This window comes from Shewanella sp. 1CM18E (assembly GCF_023161665.1).
Classification (GTDB): domain Bacteria; phylum Pseudomonadota; class Gammaproteobacteria; order Enterobacterales; family Shewanellaceae; genus Shewanella.
The window spans coordinates 477,525-495,349 of the sequence record NZ_JALNTW010000001.1; the positions used below are offsets into that span (position 1 = coordinate 477,525).

A 17,825-nucleotide genomic window follows, 5' to 3' on the forward strand; every position below is an offset into this window, starting at 1 on the left:
TCTATGATCAAAGGCTGAAACTATGAAAGAGATCACTTTTAGATTTCACTAATAAAGACTAAAAATGCCAACACATCTATAGGGTAAAGTCCCTACTTTCAAATACTAAGGTAACTTTTTAAAAAAACTTAATCGAAGGAGGATTAAAAACATCCTGTCAGAGATGAGTTAATAGGGTACTGATTACCATTATCAACAACTGCCTTATTTCTGCAGCTAAAAACGAAAAAAGGCGCCTAAGCGCCTTTTATAAAGTGTACTCATTCATGCTAAAAACGGATCAAAATGATCAGACTTAGCACTTTGCGTTAGCCGGTTTTCATATCGTTAACTGACTGCAACATTGCCCGGCTTTCACGTTGAAACTGCGGCGCGAAGTCGCCAAACCAACGCGAGACTTCAGCAAACTGCTCGACAAAGGCGTCACGGTTACCGGACTTTAAAATAGATAATGCTTGGGAATAGTTATCTAAGTAATCACCAATCGCCACTAAACTTTCTTCTTGAGCGAAAATAATGTCGGCGTATAACTCTGGGCTCTGGGCAAACAAGCGACCTACCATCGCCAGCTCTAAGCGGTAAATTGGCGAGCTAAATTGCAGTAATGACTCGATATCGGCTTCTTCTTTGTATAGGTTTAAGCCGTATACAAATGAGGAGAAGTGTCGCATCGCCTGTACAAGTTGCATAGCTTTATCATGCTTACTCGGCTCAGCTTCAACAATGCGTGCGCCCCAAATTTCAATCTGTTCAATCAGCCATTGATACGCATCAGCATCACGACCATGACACACCACCACAACTTGTTTAGCAAGGCTGCCCACATCCGGACCGAACATTGGGTGCAACCCCAGTACCGGGCCTGAGTGTGCAGCAAGCATTGCCTCTACCGGCGCGCCTTTAATCGATGTGAGATCTGCAAGAATACAGTCTTTAGGTAGATTAGTGAGTTTGTCGGCAATCAACTCACAGGTAATATTGATTGGCACAGTCACGATCACTAAGCCTGCACCATCAAAAATGCTTTCGCTATTGACCCAGTCATCTTTATCCAAGCTTTTAACTTGGTAACCTGACAGCGTTAGCATCTGCGAGAATAACCCGCCAAGCTTACCTTCACCGCCCACGATCACCACATGGCCTAAATCTTGTTTTACTTGCTTAAAACCAACATCTTTCTCGTTGAGGTAAGACTCACGCATCAGTCGGCGCAGGATATCTTCAATCAATTGCGGCGCAACATTCATGGCTTTGGCTTCAGCACGGCGTTTAGCCAGCATGTTGGCTTCACGCTGCGGCGCATAAATCGGTAAACCAGCACCATGCTTTACCGCGCCAACTTGAGCGACTAAATCGAGACGCTTTCTAAGTAAGTGTAGAAGCTGCTGATCAACACCATCAATTAAGCCTCTTAGGTTTTCAAGCTCTGCTGTCGTCTTCTCATTCATTAATCTTTCTTCCATCAGCCATTTGCTACTTTGAGCATATCAAATCTTGTCGGTAATACCGATGCTAAATCACTTGCACCTTGGCGAAGTAACGCTTCAGTGGTCTGCCAATCAATACAGGCGTCGGTAACTGATACACCATAAGCTAATTGATCAAGTGGCAGGTCGCTGCTTTGTTTACCCGCATTTAAGTGGCTTTCGAGCATCACCCCAATAATGGATTTATTACCTAAAGCGATTTGGTTAAATACGTCTTCACACACTGGTTTTTGCTTATTGTGATCTTTTGATGAATTGCCATGGCTGCAATCAACGATTAAGCGTGCACTTAAATTTGCAGCATGTAGCTGCTGCTCACACTCTGCCACACTCGCGGCATCGTAATTCGGCGTTTTACCGCCACGCAGAATCACATGACCGTCTGGATTTCCTGCAGTTTGTAATAGCGCTACCTGCCCTTGCTGGTTAATCCCCATAAAGCGATGACCACTAGCAGCAGATTCTAGCGCGTTAATGGCAACACCTAGCTTGCCGTCAGTGCCATTTTTAAAGCCAACAGGCATAGAAAGACCCGATGCCATTTCGCGGTGCGTTTGCGACTCAGTCGTGCGCGCGCCAATTGCAGACCAAGTGATAAGCTCTGACATGTACTGTGGGCTAATAGGGTCTAACGCTTCAGTGGCGACAGGCAACTCAAGTTCAGCAAGCCAAATCATCAACTCACGGGCTTTTCTAAGACCTTTATCGACATCAAAGGATTCATCCATATCAGGATCATTAATCATGCCCTTCCAGCCAACTGTGGTACGCGGCTTTTCAAAGTAAACCCGCATCAGAACAAAGAACTCATCGCCTAATTCGTCATGCAGTTTTTTAAGCTTAAGCGCGTACTCTTTAGCTGCATCAATATCATGGATAGAGCAAGGACCTGAAATCACCAATACGCGGTTGTCACGTTTATGCACTATGTCTGCAACCGTTTTGCGGGCATTAAGTACGTATTGATAAGCATGCTTAGACAAAGGCAGATCGCGTTTTAGTTCTTCCGGGGTTACCAGCACTTGCTCGGAACTAATATGAACATTGTTGATTGTGTCTTGTTGCATGTTTATCACCTGTATTTATCGCTTACTGTATTTCGCTGCCAGTTTCTATTTCACTGAAAAACGTCTCAATTGCTGTCCTTGTGATTGTTATCAATCAAACCACAAGTAATATTGTAACGGTACACCATTACACCTTGAGAACACTATGCCTATTCGTGCTGTTGAGATCAAGCACTGATTTTAAATAATGAAAAATTTAGCGGTAAGGTAAGTGAAGAAGGCTTACTAAATTTTAGCCAACAAAAAACCGCCATATAGGCGGTTTCTCGTGCGAACACTGCATCTTTTTTTTAGCGAGTACTAAATTACTTAGTAGCAAGCTTCTCACGGATACGTGCAGACTTGCCTGAACGATCACGTAGGTAGTAAAGCTTAGCACGACGAACACGGCCGCGACGCTTAACTTCGATGCTAGAGATGATTGGGCTGTGAGTCTGGAACGCACGCTCAACACCTTCACCATTAGAGATTTTACGTACTGTGAATGCAGAGTGAACGCCGCGGTTACGCTTAGCGATTACAACGCCTTCAAACGCCTGTAGACGCTCTTTACCGCCTTCTACAACACGTACTTTAACAACTACTGTATCACCGGCACCAAATTGTGGTACGTCGGTTTTCATTTGCTCTTCGTTGAGCATTTTGATGATGTTATTCATTAAATAAACTCCATACTAGTAATAACTGCGCTTCGACTAATCATCTTGTTTGATGCTGTCAACAAATTCGGCTAAAAGCTTCTCTTGTTCGCCAGTCAGAGCTAGATTTTCAAGTAATTCTGGTCGTCTCAACAAAGTCCTACCTAGGCTTTGCTGTAGACGCCAGCGTCTAATATGTTCGTGGTTGCCACTTAGTAATACGGCTGGAACATCCAGTCCATCCAAACTTTCAGGACGCGTATAGTGGGGGCAATCCAGTAATCCGTCAGAGAAAGAGTCTTGCTCTGCAGAAGCTTGCTTTCCTAGCACGCCAGGAACCAATCTTGAAACTGAATCAATCAGAGTCATCGCTGGAAGTTCACCGCCCGAAAGCACGTAATCTCCTATTGACCACTCTTCGTCCACTTCAGTTTGAATAATGCGCTCATCAACACCTTCGTATCGACCACACACTAAAACCAAACTGGATGACTTTGCTAACTCTTCAACGCCTTGCTGTGTCAGCTTACGGCCCTGAGGAGACAGGTAAATCACCTTTGCATCTTTTCCAGCTGCAGCTTTTGCTGCATGGATGGCATCACGTAGAGGCTGCACCATCATTAACATTCCCGGGCCACCACCATAAGGGCGGTCATCCACGGTTTTATGCTTATCATGGGTGAAATCGCGAGGATTCCACGTTTGCAACTCTAGTAACCCTTTACTAACTGCACGACCCGTTACACCAAAGTCTGTTACGGCACGAAACATCTCGGGAAACAGGGTTACTACCCCTAACCACATATGTTGTACCTCGACTTAAAAGTCCGGATCCCAATCCACTAAAATCTGTTTTGCTGCCAAGTCCACCTTTTGGATGAACTGGTCAGTAACAAAGGGAATCATACGTTCCGCTTTGCCAAAGCCATCTTTCGCGTTAGCTTTAACTAAAAGTACGTCATTTGATCCTGTTTCCACGATCTCTTGAACTGTACCCATGTTGTAGCCTTTGGTATTAACCACTTCACAGCCTATAAGGTCTCGCCAGTAGAATTCATCTTCTGGAAGCTCTTGCATCTGCTCAGCTGACACAGCAATCTCACAATTAGTCAGTGCTTGTGCTTCGTCTCGTGTTGATACGCCTTCAAGACAAGCAACAACTGCTTTACCTTGGAAACGCCACTGAACGACTTTAACCTCGCGCCATTCGCCTTGTTCTTTAATAAGCCAAGGTGAATAGTCAAAAATACCTTCAACAGAGTCGGTATAGGTAGTGATCTTCAACCAACCTTTAATGCCATAACTTGAACCGATTTTGCCAAGGATGACGGGTTCTTGTTTACTACTCATCAATCTATACCCTAACGCTATTAAGCAGCAGCTTTACGAGCGTCTTTGATCAATTTTGCTACACGATCAGTAGTAGCAGCACCGTTAGCAACCCAATGCTCAACACGGTCAAGATCTAAGCGTAGAGCTTCTTCTTGGCCACGTGCTACTGGGTTAAAAAAGCCAACGCGCTCGATGAAACGACCGTCACGGGCGTTACGGCTGTCAGCTACAACGATGTTATAAAATGGACGCTTTTTTGCGCCGCCACGAGCTAAACGAATGGTAACCATGCGTTTGGTATCCTCTAATGATTTGCTTTTTATCAAGCAAAAATAAAAACTGAAACTCCGTGTTCGCGGAGAGCCCCAGATAGAAAGCCGGCAGATTTTACCTGACTGACCGACGAATGCAACCGTAATCGGCGTTTTTTACGCCTAAAACGATAAACAGACCAGAGCAAGTTTTACTCTGGTCTGTAAATTTAGCTTTGCAGAATATAATTAATGCTTAGCGGCCCGGCATTTTCATGCCTGGTGGTAACATACCACTCATGCCGCGCATCATCTTTTTCATGCCGCCTTTTGACGACATTTTCTTCATCATTTTCTGCATTTGTGTGAACTGCTTAAGTAAGCGGTTCACATCTTGAATTTGTGTGCCGCTGCCCATCGCGATTCTCCGCTTACGCGAACCTTTGATGATATCAGGACGTTGGCGTTCAGCTGGCGTCATAGAATTAATAATCGCTTCCATCTGCCCTGTCATTTTGCCGTCTTGAACTTGAGCTAAAGCTTCAGGAGGCAGTTGCCCTACACCTGGTAACTTTTCAATCATGTTCATCATGCCGCCCATGTTTTTCATCTGCTGTAGCTGCTCACGGAAATCTTCTAAGTCAAAACTTCCGCCTTGCTTAACTTTAGCTGCAAGCTTCATGGCTTTTTCTTGGTCAACGCCGCGCTCAACCTCTTCAATAAGAGAAAGCACATCGCCCATACCAAGAATACGCGAAGCTACGCGATCTGGGTGGAACGCTTCTAATGCGTCAGTTTTTTCACCGACACCTAAGAATTTAATCGGCTTACCAGTAATATGGCGAATCGATAACGCTGCACCACCACGTGCATCACCGTCAACCTTAGTTAAAACCACACCGGTAAGTGGTAGCGCTTCATTAAAGGCTTTAGCTGTGTTTGCCGCATCCTGACCTGTCATGGCATCAACCACAAACAGTGTCTCAACAGGCTTAACCGCAGCATGCAGCTCTTTAATTTCGTCCATCATGGCTTCATCAACGTGCAAGCGACCTGCAGTATCGACAATAACAACATCAATGAACTTAAGCTTAGCGTGCGCGATAGCCGCATTAGCAATGTCTATCGGCTTTTGGCTAACATCCGATGGGAAGAATTGCACATCAACTTCAGTCGCTAGCGTTTCTAGCTGCTTAATTGCTGCTGGACGGTATACGTCAGCAGAAACCACAAGCACAGATTTTTTCTCACGCTCACGTAAGAACTTAGACAGTTTTGCAACGCTGGTTGTTTTACCCGCACCTTGCAAACCCGCCATCATGATTACAGCAGGAGGCTGCGCCGATAGGTCTAAAGCTTCATTTGCTTCGCCCATGGCGTTTTCAAGTTCGCTTTGAACGATCTTAATAAAGGCTTGGCCTGGACTTAGACTCTTTGAAACCTCTTGCCCAACAGCGCGTTCTTTAACGCTATTTACGAATTCACGAACCACAGGCAAGGCAACATCGGCCTCAAGAAGAGCCATGCGGACTTCGCGTAAGGTTTCCTTAACGTTTTCTTCCGTTAAGCGACCACGGCCACTGATATTTTTCAGAGTCCGTGACAATCTGTCAGTTAAGTTCTCAAACATTATCCAGTTCTTTACCGTTTAAATTTGCTATTGATGGGGCTGTATTATAGCGATGCCCAGATATTATGCTACAGAATGACGCAAGTTACTTTTATAACGGACACACCCAATTATAAAATATTTACCAAAAATAGGTTCTAGAACAAAGAATCGACCCATTTTTGCAATCAAGGTCACTGCCCAAAAGGCCATAGCTCATGTTATTCTACCAATAAGGTTACATGAGAGCACAATGATTAAAATCGAAATGACTTTAATGAAAAGAGACAACGCGATACGTTAGCTCATTCAGCGATTTAACTCCCGTTTAAATCACGTTAGTATGCAACTCGGTTAGTCGGCTTTCGTTAAAGCATCAGGTTCATAACACAATAGGTTAATACTCAATGGTCATTTTTTCAGCTACTGCCATGTTATTTTATAGTATTGCTTTGGTTCTCGTCGCAAGTCGCCTGTTTCATGTTGACGGACCCAATAGAAAACTCGTTGCCGGCATTGCTGCCATCGGCGTAGTTTTGCATGCTGCGGCGCTATCACAAACGATTATGACAAGTGATGGACAAAACTTCAGTCTAACCAACGTTATTTCGATGGTTAACTGGATCATCACTTTCAGCTTCACTATTTTGCTATTCAGACTAAAAGTCATTGTGGTGTTGCCTGTCGTTTATGCTTGTTCGGTTATTTCTGTTGCCCTGCTTTGGCTAGTGCCACCTGAATACATCATTCATTTTGAAATTCACCCAGATGTATTAGTGCACGTAGTGCTTTCACTGATGGCTTATAGTGCCTTGATGATTGCCGCACTTTACGCGATTCAGCTAGCGATTATTCAAAACCGCCTGAAAAACAAGAAAATTGTAATGACATCAGCAATGCCACCATTAATGACTGTTGAAAAACAGCTTTATCACTTGGTGATTGTTGGGGTTATTTTATTGAGTTTATCTTTGGCAACTGGCTTTATTTTCTTAGACGATATGTTTGAGGAAGGTAAAGGCCACAAAGCGATTCTTTCTATTATGGCTTGGTGCGTTTATATCGCCATGCTGGCCCAGCAATACTGGGTTGGTTGCCGTATTAGAACCGCAGTAGCCTACACCTTAACCGGTGGTGTGTTATTGTCGCTAGCCTACTTTGGCGCGCGTATTGTTAAAGAGATCATCCTGCAATAAGCTCTATCTTCGTCAATTGACCCACCCTGATTGGTGGGTCAAACTTGACACTCTTTAGAAAGTTCTGTAATTAATTATTTTTACAGGCTTCACTCAGCTTTATTATTCGCCCTTTCTTTAAACAACAGCGGAGTTCCAACTCTTGGACGATATATCCACTGGCGTACTTTTATCTATTCTGTTCGTCTTAATTTTACTCTCAGCCTACTTCTCAGGCTCAGAAACCGCCATGATGTCGCTCAACCGCTATCGTCTCCGCCACTTAGCTAACAGCGGCCACACAGGTGCTACTCGCGCGATAAAAATGTTAGAACGTCCAGACCGCTTAATTGGGCTTATCTTAATCGGCAACAACTTAGTCAATATTTTAGCTTCTGCAATCGCAACCATTATTGGTATACGTTTATTTGGTGACGTGGGGGTCGCCATCTCGACCGGTGTGTTAACTTTGGTTGTGTTAGTGTTTGCCGAAGTTACCCCGAAAACTGTCGCTGCCCTGCACCCCGAACGTATCGCCTTTCCTTCTAGTATTGTTCTGCGCGTGTTGTTAGTTGCCCTGTCCCCCTTAGTCAAAATCGTCAATTTCATCACCTCTGGTTTCCTGCATTTATTAGGTATTCATTCAGTTAAAACTGATGATGCTCTAAGCCAAGAGGAGCTGCGCACAGTCGTTAACGAAGCTGGCGCATTGATCCCGCAACGTCACCAAGAGATGCTACTTTCAATTATGGATCTTGAGAAAGTCACCGTTGATGACATCATGATCCCACGTAATGAGCTTTACGCAATTAACATTAACGATGACTTTAAAAGCATTAATAAGCAGGTCATTCAAAGTCCACATACCCGCGTATTGCTATACAGAGACACTATTGATGATGCCGTTGGTTTTGTGCATTTACGCGATGCCCTGCGGCTGCAATCTAAAGGGCAATTTAGTAAGTCATCATTACTTCGAGCTGTAAAAGAGTTGTACTTCATTCCTGAAGCAACCCCGCTCAATGTGCAGTTATCGAATTTTCAGCACAATAAAGAACGCATTGGCTTAGTGGTTGATGAGTACGGTGATATTCAGGGCTTAGTGACTCTTGAAGATATTTTGGAAGAGATTGTAGGCGACTTCACCACTTCGATGGTGACTACTCCAAGTGAAGACATTACCCCGCAACAAGACGGTAGTTTCCTCATTGAAGCAAGTATTAACATTCGCGATCTCAACAAAGAGATGGCGTGGCACTTTCCGATTGATGGGCCTAAAACCATCAACGGTTTAGTGCTCGAATATCTTGAAGACATCCCTGAGCCTAATACCTCAATGCGCTTATATGGTTATCCGCTCGAGGTGATAGATGTCGCAGACAATATGATTAAAACTGTAAGAGTGATGCCGCAGCATTACCTTGCACCTAAGACTGCAGATTAACCGAGCCAGACTTTACTCAGAACAAAAAGGCGCTGTCGCGCCTTTTTATACCAATCTCTAATACCACTTAAGCAGCTTTTCTCGCAGCCTCTAACGCTCTACGTTTATCTCGAGCTAGAGGTGTTATATCAGCTAACAGCTGCTTTTCCATCCCCAGCATAAAGTAGACTTCAGCCATTAAAAAGAAAGGGCCAATTAACAATTGATTTAAGTCATCGACAAATGCAGGCTTGGCTTTCTCGTAGTGATGGCCAATAAATTGAATCACCCAACCAACGAAAAAAACGGCAACTGCAATCCATATCGCATTAGGCATTTGCGCAACTATGCTCGATGTATAAAGCACTGGGATGATAAATAACGTTAAGCCAATTGCCAGTCTGGCGTGCAGCAAGAAATAGTAAATAAGCACACCAACAGTAAAAATCGTAGCAAGATTAAAGCTGATGACAGGGTCGTTAGCGACAGTAAAATTAAGTGGAATGCTATTCAACAATAGAAATAATGACCAAATAATTAAAGGCACCCCTACAAAATGAGTCCGAATATTTTTAGGGTTCAAGTGTACACTTTTATAGGTTGATAACTGTTCTTCGGCGGATTTCATCAGCTCTTCTCCATTAAGCTATGCCTAGCTAGATAGCAAGTTCACGCTTATATCTAACATGACTATTATTTGGCGCTGCATCGATAAACCACGCTTGCTTCGAGGCAACCTGCTCTTAGCTTTGTTTCGACAGTGCCCAATTTTAACTAAATATTAACCTAATGGATCTCGTCACATTTTAATAGAGTAAAAGTTCAAAATAGCTTTTTAGGCTAGATTGCTCTTCAATAAAGTAACTTATGCTGAATCACCGCCCGCTTCGCAAAGGGATCACCCACTAGTAACTAATCTGTTGTTGAATAAGTCACCCATTTAGATAAGTCGTCATCAAAGTAGCTTTCTTGGATGATCTTACCTTTGCCATCAAGATTTTTTATCACTACTGCCAAGCCATTCTCATCATAGATTTTAATCTGCTTATCTGTGACCACACCGTTTACATAAGTACGCTTGGATATTAGTTGGCCATTACAGTGATATTTAGCAAACTCACCATCTTTCACGCCCATATTGTAATGCTTGCGAGAATCAACCTGACCATTTTCATCACAAAAAGTTAACTGCATCCCATGGAGGGTATTGAGCGGATTATAGCCGTAATGTTGCTCTGAGCGTCTTTTGCCATTTGAGCCATAAGTTTCTAATATGCCGCTATTGGTTGCCCTATCGAAGTTAAATTTAGTTTTTAAGCGACCATTACGATAGTAAGTTTTCTCATTGAGCTTTTTATAATCGGCATAAATAAATTCACTCTCGCTCTCAAGTTGCCCATCTGCATAATAGTCCTTGTGACGTTGGCGCTTTTCGCCATCAACAAAATAGTACAGACGCCATTCTCGGCCTTTTTCATAACTGATGCTCTCGACTTCTTTATCGCCTTCAAACCGCTTATAGCTGAGAATTACGCCCTGCTCATCATAAAGCCACTGCTCCATTTTTACGCCAGCCTGGTAAAGCCTCACCCATTGCGGCTTTCCAGTGGTCGAAAAGTGATAACTAATCTGCTTACCATCTAACTTACCCGCCTTATACCAAGCGGTTTCATTGAGTTGATTATTTAGCGCCGAGAAACTATAACCGTGCTCAAGTCCATCCTGATACTGTGTTGCTCTATAAAACGCTTTACCATAAGCATAATTGGTCGCAATACCAGTAAACAGCTTGCCGCGATAAGTCTCAGGACAATCACTTTGGTACTGCTGTTCACACGAGATTTGTTCTAAGTCATCCTCACTAATAGGAAGCTGTATATCATTACCACATGCCGATACTAACCACGTGCTTATCAGTAGCATCAATATAGGGGGAAATTGCTTAAGTCTGTGAGGGTAAAACATCATCATTACTCAACCTGATTAGAGATATTTAACTAGTAAGTCGATGGCAAATGGAAAGTCTATGACTTAAAGCTAAGTTAAAACACGCTGATAAACATCTGCTTAGAATAGCTGCACCATACACAGAGTTAGCAGCCTTCTCAAATGACCTTGCTATCAACACTGATTTTGTTGGTAATTTCTTAACTCATGTCACTGTATTCAATTAAATATCGGCTAAATATCTTTTCCCTAACAGTTCCAAAGCAATGATTAACGCTAGTTAATTTCACATCTATAATTAAAGGCGTATAGTTTTTAACGACTCCAATAAGTTCTGTTTGACTCTTTGATAACAAGAGATTGATTTAGATGACAGAACGTCGACAGCTAACCTTTTTGATGGGGAAATTTTAATGACAACGCTTTGCTCACTTGCTCAACCAGGCGTATTATCTAACCCAAGCTCTCATGTAGAGTACCTCACTTTTTCCTTGATCCCGACGGCTCAACTACCAGAGGTCATTGGCGATGCTATTGCTGCCATTGCTGGCATAGAAAAGTCTATTAACCACAAAGATCTCAGCGCAGATCTTAATGTCTCTATCGGCTTTTCAGCAAATGCGTGGCCACAATTGTTCCCCGAGCATCCCATGCCTGCTGAGCTGCACATATTCCCTGAAATGCAAAATGGTGACCGCCACTTCCCGTCAACCAGCGGCGATATCTTCGTGATGATCAAGTCAGAACGAATTGATTTAAACTTCCAAGCTGCTAAATACATTCGCAATAGCTTTAGCGTCATTGCTTGTTTAATTGAAGACATACAAGGATATAAGTACCTAGATAACCGCGACATGATTGATTTTGTCGATGGCACTGAAAATCCTGACGGTGATGAGAGAGTCGAGGCGGTCTTAGTTAAGGATGATATCGAACAGCATCAAGGCGGTAGTTATTTACATGTACAGCGCTATATTGACCGCCAAGGCTTGTGGGACAAGCAGACAACTGAATATCAAGAGCAAGTCGTTGGTCGTACTAAGATGGACAACGTTGAGCTAAGTGATGCAGAAAAACCTGCATGGGCGCACAATGCCAAGAGTAAGGTTGAAATTGATGGCGAAGAGATAAAAATGCTTCGACAAAATCGCCCTTATGGTAATGCAATGGAGCACGGTACTATGTTTGTCGGCTTTGCCGCCACACCATCTATTATCGAAACCTCTTTGAGCCAAATGATCAATGCTGACGATAATGGACATTACGATCGCCTACTCGACTTTGTTGAAGCCAAAACAGGCTGCTTGTTCTTTATGCCATCAAAAATGTTTTTAGAGCAATTTGACGACGAATAAACAAACCCATAGCGCACTTTAGGATTTAAACACTTAAAGTGCGCGCGAATAACCAGAGCATAAAAATAGCAAAAGAGCTTGCATACAATCAGTGTTAAAATCAGCGCATAAATACACTTTCAATAACACCTTATGACTCGCCCTACATTAAGCATTCAAGAGATCACCCAATCAAATCTACAAGCGTTACTCAATTTAAAGCTCAACACAGCGCAAACAGGGTTTATCGAACCTATAGCCGATTGCTTACAAGAAGCTAAAGAGGACCCACGCTACAAACCAGTAGCACTTTATTATGGTGAGGATATGGCGGGTTTTGCCATGTATGGCCAATTTAACGATTGTGAGCAATTAACGCCATCAACACATTTAGAGCCCGCAAAGCAAACTCAAGACGGCCAGCAAAATAGAGTGTGGTTTGACCGTTTTTTAATTGATAAACGTTTTCAAGGGCTAGGTTTAGGTAAAGGCTTTGCCAAATTACTGCTGAGCTATTTATTTGAGCATTTTAATTGCCAGCAAATATACCTAAGTGTGTATCCCAATAACCTTAGTGCTATTAGCCTCTATCAACAGCTTGGTTTTGAATTTACTGGCGAGTTAGTTTGTGATGGTGAGCGAGTCATGTGCTGTAAACTTGAGAAGTTTACCAATTAAAATACGCGTTGTAGCAGTCAAACTAAATTCCCTGCTCTAGTATGCTCAAGCTAGTGCAACCTCCCTATGGCAACTAATATAGAATCAACAAAGTAGCTGTATACGCAGCGACTTAAGACTCCAAAATAACCGTTGCCGTGGCGTAATGCTTTTCATCAGCAATTGAGATATGCGCCCGACTGCCACCAAGCTCTTCAAGCCTTAGTTGTGCGCCGGCAGTAAACTGAACTAAAGGTGCACCTAGCTCATTATTACTGATCTCAATATGTTGAAAGGACACCCCGCGACCAATGCCGGTCCCTAATGCTTTAGCCGCAGCCTCTTTAGCAGCAAAGCGTTTAGCCAAGTAGCGACCAGGCTGCGTAGAGCCTACAAAAAATTCGAACTCTGCTTCGGTTAATACACGCTTTGCTAGACGGCAACTCAATAGTGCTTCATCACCTGCCGCTGGAATACGTTCTTCAATTCGAGCGATTTCTACAATATCAGTGCCTAAACCTACAATCATAATAACTCTCTATCGCGCCTCAATTTAGAGATAAATAAAAGCCGAAACGAATGTTTCGGCTTAGTCACATCAAAGCTATTGTGGTTTACTCGCCGCGGCGACCTTCTAGCATCAACTGCTTGATATCACGCACAGCAAGATCTAAACCATCAATTGCCGCACGAGCGATAATAGCGTGGCCAATATTAAGCTCATAAAGCTCTGGAATTGCAGCAATGGCTTTTACGTTATGATAATGCAAACCATGACCTGCATTTACCACTAGGCCTTTTGCATGGGCGTAAGTAGCCATTTCGCTAATACGCTTAAGTTCTGCGGCTTGCTCGCTATCGGTTTCAGCATCTGCGTAGCAACCGGTATGAATTTCAATAACTGGTGCTCCAACCGCTACAGCGGCATCAATTTGCGTGCTATCAGCATCGATAAATAAAGACACTTTAATGCCTTCTTTGCTTAAACGCGCAACTGCGGCAGCAATTTTATCTTGCTGACCCGCAACATCAAGGCCACCTTCTGTGGTTAGCTCTTCACGCTTTTCTGGCACTAAACACACATAAGCTGGCTTAACTTCGCAGGCAATATTAAGCATTTCTTCGGTAACGGCAATTTCTAAATTCATGCGCGTTTTTAAGGTTTTCGCTAAGGTATAAACATCGCGATCGATAATATGACGGCGGTCTTCACGTAAATGAATGGTGATACCTTCTGCACCAGCGTGCTCTGCAACAGCTGCCGCATGAACTGGATCGGGATAATTTGTACCGCGTGCCTGACGTAAAGTCGCAATGTGATCGATGTTAACGCCCAATAAGATCCGGCCCATGTTTGTTCCTTAAAAAATAAGCAGAAATAAAAACGCCATTGTACTGATAGGGTTGCTGTTTAGCCAGTATAGCTGGCCAAACAATCACGAATTAATTGCAGCTTAACCTAGCTATGCTTGAGGCTTTTTTGCAAACAAGGTTCGCGAGTATAGCGGTTTATCACCTAGGATAGGGGCAAGCAATTGTCGCATCAATTTCTTGGCTTCCACAAAATGTGCAGCCGTCAAAGTCCGTTCATTTAGGGCTACGAGCATCTCTCCAGTAAAAAATCGATGCTGATTGTAAGCAGTTGCTATAACTGGTGTAAAGCCATGATCTGGCTCTAAACGGTAAAAACCACTTGCAGTAATAGGTGCATCGCTTGGGTCAAAGTCCAGCGACGGCATAGTCCCCAATTCTTTAAGCAATGCATGTTCAAAGTATCTCAATTGGCTTTGCTCAAACTCTGTCGCCATCGCTATCAAAGTGCGGTGATAATCAAAAAATAGATCCTCAGCACTATGTTGCACACTTAGACAACGAATAAGCAGCTCATTAAGATAAAGCCCGGAATACAAACAATCTCCAGTTAATGGTACAGGAGGACTTGCAGCTTCAACCTGTTTAAGATTTTTTAGGTCTGATTTGCCATGCAGCTGGAATATGATGGGCTGAAAGGGCTGAATAATACTGCGAATGGAATTTTTTGCGCCACCCAAACGAGCAACAGCATCGACGCGTCCCTTACCATCAACCAGTAAGTTAACGATAACACTGCCGTCACGAAAATGCCTACTATGAAGAACGTAGCCACGCTCCATATTTATTATTCCAATTCAGTAATAAAAATGCCCCTTCTTATCACTAAAAAGAGGCATATTCTGCTGTTAAGTTAACAGATGACTATTCGTCACCGTAACCTAAACTACGCAATGCGCGTTCGTCATCAGCCCAGCCTGATTTAACTTTAACCCACATTTCTAAGAAAACTTTGTTATCAAACAAAACTTCCATATCCACACGAGCTGCAGAGCTGATCTTCTTGATCCGTTCGCCTTTGTTACCAATAACCATACGCTTTTGAGTTTCACGCTCAACCAGCACCAGTGCGTTGATCTGGTATACGCCGTTTTCCATCATCTTAAACTGTTCGATCTCAACCGTACAATCGTATGGCAGTTCGTCACCCAAAAAGCGCATAAGCTTTTCACGTACGATTTCTGATGCCATAAACTTTTGCGAACGGTCAGTCACATAGTCTTCAGGGAAGTAATGAGGCGACTCTGGCACAGAGGCTACTGACATATCTAAGATACGCTGTACGTTCGTACCTTGGGTTGCTGAAATCGGCAAAATCTCATCAAACGGAAACTTCTTCGATAACTCTTCAAGATGCGGGAAAAGCGCTTCTTTATCTTTAATGTTATCGACTTTGTTAATGGCTAGAATCGTCTTACGGCCATCGTCACGGCTTTGCAGTTTACGCAGTACCATTTCATCATCTGGCGTCCAATTCATGCCGTCAACAACAAACACAACTAGGCTTACTTCAGCTAACGAGCTGGCAGCTGCACGGTTCATTAAACGGTTAATGGCGCGCTTTTCTTCGATGTGCAAACCTGGTGTATCGATAAATACCACCTGACGCGGACCATCGGTATGAATACCCATAATACGGTGACGCGTGGTTTGTGGCTTCTTCGAAGTAATACTGATCTTTTGCCCTAAAAGCTTATTCAGTAGTGTTGATTTACCCACATTTGGACGACCAACAATCGCCACCATGCCGCAATAAGTGACTGCATACTTAACAGCTGACGACGGGTTGTTCATGTTCGCCAATAGCTCGTCTAAACTTGGCTCGTGGCTTTCAGGTAAATCTTTGTTGTCACTCATTTCTTAATTAACTCCAATACTTGAGCAGCAGCGCTTTGTTCCGCTTTTCTGCGAGAACTGGCTACTCCGATTACGGCCTGGCTCAAGTCTTCTACAATACATTCAACAGTGAAAGTCTGCTCATGAGCATCACCTTCAGTATGGACCACTTTATAAACTGGCAGTGGTTTTCTAAACTTCTGCAAATATTCTTGCAGTAAAGTTTTAGGATCTTTTTGGTTGATAGGCTCAATCACTTTCAAACGTGATTCATACCAACTAAGCACTAATGTGCGGCATTTCTCAATATCAGAATCAAGGTAGATAGCACCAATAATGGCCTCAACGGCATCAGCAAGAATCGACTCTCGTCTAAAACCACCGCTTTTAAGCTCACCTGGACCAAGCTTTAGGTAATCACCTAACTTAAATTCTAATGCAATTTCAGCAAGCATTTTACCGCATACTAATGTAGCACGCATACGGCTTAAATCGCCTTCTGTCGCCGCTGGAAACTGATGATATAAGGCATCAGAAATCACAATAGAAAGAATGGAGTCACCTAAAAACTCCAACCTTTCATTATGCTTATTAGAAGCACTACGATGCGTTAACGCTTGATCTAAAAATCCTTTTTCGCTGAACTCGTACCCTAAAGTACGACACAAACGTGGAATGTTTTTAATTGGTTCCATAATTACACAATTCCGCCTACACGGTTAAAACGAACCCCTGTTGGGATCCAAGTCGGTAAAAAGTCTGATGGTCTTCTATCGAATTCAAAACTGATCCAAATAGCCACAGCTTTACCCACTAAATTCTCTTCAGGCACAAAGCCCCAGAAACGGCTGTCAGTACTGTTGTCACGGTTATCGCCCATCGCAAAGTATTGACCTTCAGGTACGATAAACTCAGTTAACGGTACATTTTCTTGGCGGAAGAAATGGTTTATACGATCAGGAATAGCAGGATTCACCAAAGTATCATGGGTGATGTCACCTAACTGTTCTTTATAACGAATAAGTGGCATACCACTTTGTGAAAACTCACCGCGATTAACTTCAGCTCTATCAACGATTTTTAGCTCAGGGCAAGGGCTTTGGCCTTCTGCACAGGCTGGTTGAATATAAAGCTCTTTATTACGATAAATTACGCGATCACCAGGCAAGCCTACAATACGCTTAATGTAATCAATTTGCGGGTTCATTGGGTATTTAAAGACGGCAACATCACCACGCTCAGGCTTACCTGTTTCAAGTAATGTTGAGCGCCACACAGGATCTTTAATACCGTAGCTGAATTTCTCAACCAAAATAAAATCGCCAACTAACAAAGTTGGTTTCATTGAACCCGATGGAATTTGAAATGGTTCGTAAATAAAAGAACGCAAAATAAGTACGAACGCAATAACAGGGAAGATAGACTTCGATGTTTCAACAATTGCAGACTCGCGCATAATTTCTTCTGCAGCCTCATCACTCAAATCAGAGTGAGCTGCCTGCGCACTTGCCAACTTCTCGCGGCGATTCGGTGCAAAAACTAATGCATCAACCAACCAAACTAAACCGCTGCCTAAGGTCACCAATACCAAAATTAGAGAAAAATGGGCTGCCATTATTAATTAACTCCTGCCAAACATTGTCTGTAGCATGGCGAAAATGCCATTGTCTTTAAGGTTATACGCCAGTAATGAAAGCG

Annotated in this window: 19 protein-coding genes; 4 read left to right on the forward strand and 15 right to left on the reverse strand. The window is 43.1% G+C overall.

Annotated features, from left to right (window positions below):
- Positions 1–308: 308 nt before the first annotated feature.
- From tyrA to ffh, 7 genes are all read right to left on the reverse strand, one after another.
- A complete protein-coding gene (gene tyrA / locus MSG37_RS02035; RefSeq protein ID WP_248468892.1) occupies positions 309–1,448 on the reverse strand; it encodes a bifunctional chorismate mutase/prephenate dehydrogenase in 1,140 nt (379 codons plus the stop codon).
- Positions 1,449–1,462: 14 nt separating this feature from the next.
- Positions 1,463–2,554 (reverse strand): 3-deoxy-7-phosphoheptulonate synthase, encoded by a 1,092-nt coding sequence (locus MSG37_RS02040; protein ID WP_248468893.1) that lies wholly within the window; start codon positions 2,552–2,554, stop codon positions 1,463–1,465.
- A gap of 305 nt (positions 2,555–2,859) precedes the next feature.
- Positions 2,860–3,213 (reverse strand): 50S ribosomal protein L19, encoded by a 354-nt coding sequence (gene rplS / locus MSG37_RS02045; protein ID WP_012276214.1) that lies wholly within the window; start codon positions 3,211–3,213, stop codon positions 2,860–2,862.
- Between the two features lie 36 nt (positions 3,214–3,249).
- On the reverse strand, positions 3,250–3,996 hold the full coding sequence (trmD, locus tag MSG37_RS02050; RefSeq protein WP_248468894.1) for a tRNA (guanosine(37)-N1)-methyltransferase TrmD: 747 nt from the start codon (positions 3,994–3,996) through the stop codon (positions 3,250–3,252).
- A gap of 15 nt (positions 3,997–4,011) precedes the next feature.
- Positions 4,012–4,542 (reverse strand): ribosome maturation factor RimM, encoded by a 531-nt coding sequence (gene rimM, locus MSG37_RS02055; RefSeq protein WP_248468895.1) that lies wholly within the window; start codon positions 4,540–4,542, stop codon positions 4,012–4,014.
- Between the two features lie 20 nt (positions 4,543–4,562).
- The gene (rpsP, locus tag MSG37_RS02060) at positions 4,563–4,814 is read right to left on the reverse strand and encodes a 30S ribosomal protein S16 (protein WP_012154307.1); all 252 of its coding nucleotides are present in this window, start codon (positions 4,812–4,814) and stop codon (positions 4,563–4,565) included.
- A gap of 217 nt (positions 4,815–5,031) precedes the next feature.
- Entirely contained in the window at positions 5,032–6,405 is a 1,374-nt protein-coding gene (gene ffh / locus MSG37_RS02065) for a signal recognition particle protein (RefSeq protein WP_248468896.1), read from the reverse strand.
- A gap of 386 nt (positions 6,406–6,791) precedes the next feature.
- Here ffh and ccsA point away from each other — a divergent pair, with 386 nt between their 5' ends.
- Both ccsA and MSG37_RS02075 read left to right on the forward strand, forming a co-directional pair.
- On the forward strand, positions 6,792–7,580 hold the full coding sequence (gene ccsA, locus MSG37_RS02070) for a cytochrome c biogenesis protein CcsA (RefSeq protein WP_248468897.1): 789 nt from the start codon (positions 6,792–6,794) through the stop codon (positions 7,578–7,580).
- A 142-nt stretch (positions 7,581–7,722) separates the two neighbouring features.
- Positions 7,723–9,003 carry a CNNM domain-containing protein gene (locus MSG37_RS02075; protein WP_248468898.1) on the forward strand — a complete coding sequence of 427 codons (1,281 nt, stop codon included), beginning with the start codon at positions 7,723–7,725 and terminating at the stop codon, positions 9,001–9,003.
- A gap of 67 nt (positions 9,004–9,070) precedes the next feature.
- Here the strand turns inward: MSG37_RS02075 and MSG37_RS02080 are convergent, their stop codons facing one another.
- Positions 9,071–9,610, reverse strand: coding sequence for an Mpo1-like protein (locus MSG37_RS02080; protein ID WP_248468899.1), 540 nt, complete (start codon positions 9,608–9,610; stop codon positions 9,071–9,073).
- Between the two features lie 284 nt (positions 9,611–9,894).
- Positions 9,895–10,953, reverse strand: coding sequence for a hypothetical protein (locus tag MSG37_RS02085; RefSeq protein ID WP_248468900.1), 1,059 nt, complete (start codon positions 10,951–10,953; stop codon positions 9,895–9,897).
- Between the two features lie 389 nt (positions 10,954–11,342).
- Between MSG37_RS02085 and MSG37_RS02090 the strand changes: the two genes are divergently transcribed.
- A complete protein-coding gene (locus MSG37_RS02090; protein ID WP_248468901.1) occupies positions 11,343–12,284 on the forward strand; it encodes a Dyp-type peroxidase in 942 nt (313 codons plus the stop codon).
- Between the two features lie 132 nt (positions 12,285–12,416).
- A complete protein-coding gene (locus MSG37_RS02095) occupies positions 12,417–12,941 on the forward strand; it encodes a GNAT family N-acetyltransferase (protein WP_248468902.1) in 525 nt (174 codons plus the stop codon).
- 112 nt (positions 12,942–13,053) lie between these two features.
- Here the strand turns inward: MSG37_RS02095 and acpS are convergent, their stop codons facing one another.
- From acpS to lepB, 6 genes are all read right to left on the reverse strand, one after another.
- Complete coding sequence (gene acpS, locus MSG37_RS02100; protein WP_248468903.1) at positions 13,054–13,449, reverse strand: holo-ACP synthase; 396 nt, start codon at positions 13,447–13,449, stop codon at positions 13,054–13,056.
- A gap of 85 nt (positions 13,450–13,534) precedes the next feature.
- Positions 13,535–14,272 carry a pyridoxine 5'-phosphate synthase gene (gene pdxJ, locus MSG37_RS02105; RefSeq protein ID WP_248468904.1) on the reverse strand — a complete coding sequence of 246 codons (738 nt, stop codon included), beginning with the start codon at positions 14,270–14,272 and terminating at the stop codon, positions 13,535–13,537.
- A gap of 111 nt (positions 14,273–14,383) precedes the next feature.
- On the reverse strand, positions 14,384–15,073 hold the full coding sequence (recO, locus tag MSG37_RS02110; protein WP_248468905.1) for a DNA repair protein RecO: 690 nt from the start codon (positions 15,071–15,073) through the stop codon (positions 14,384–14,386).
- 82 nt (positions 15,074–15,155) lie between these two features.
- Entirely contained in the window at positions 15,156–16,148 is a 993-nt protein-coding gene (gene era / locus MSG37_RS02115; RefSeq protein WP_248468906.1) for a GTPase Era, read from the reverse strand.
- On the reverse strand, positions 16,145–16,822 hold the full coding sequence (rnc, locus tag MSG37_RS02120; protein ID WP_248468907.1) for a ribonuclease III: 678 nt from the start codon (positions 16,820–16,822) through the stop codon (positions 16,145–16,147). Before rnc ends, era begins: the two co-directional genes overlap by 4 nt.
- A 2-nt stretch (positions 16,823–16,824) precedes the next feature.
- Positions 16,825–17,742, reverse strand: coding sequence for a signal peptidase I (lepB, locus tag MSG37_RS02125; RefSeq protein ID WP_248468908.1), 918 nt, complete (start codon positions 17,740–17,742; stop codon positions 16,825–16,827).
- Positions 17,743–17,825 lie beyond the last annotated feature (83 nt).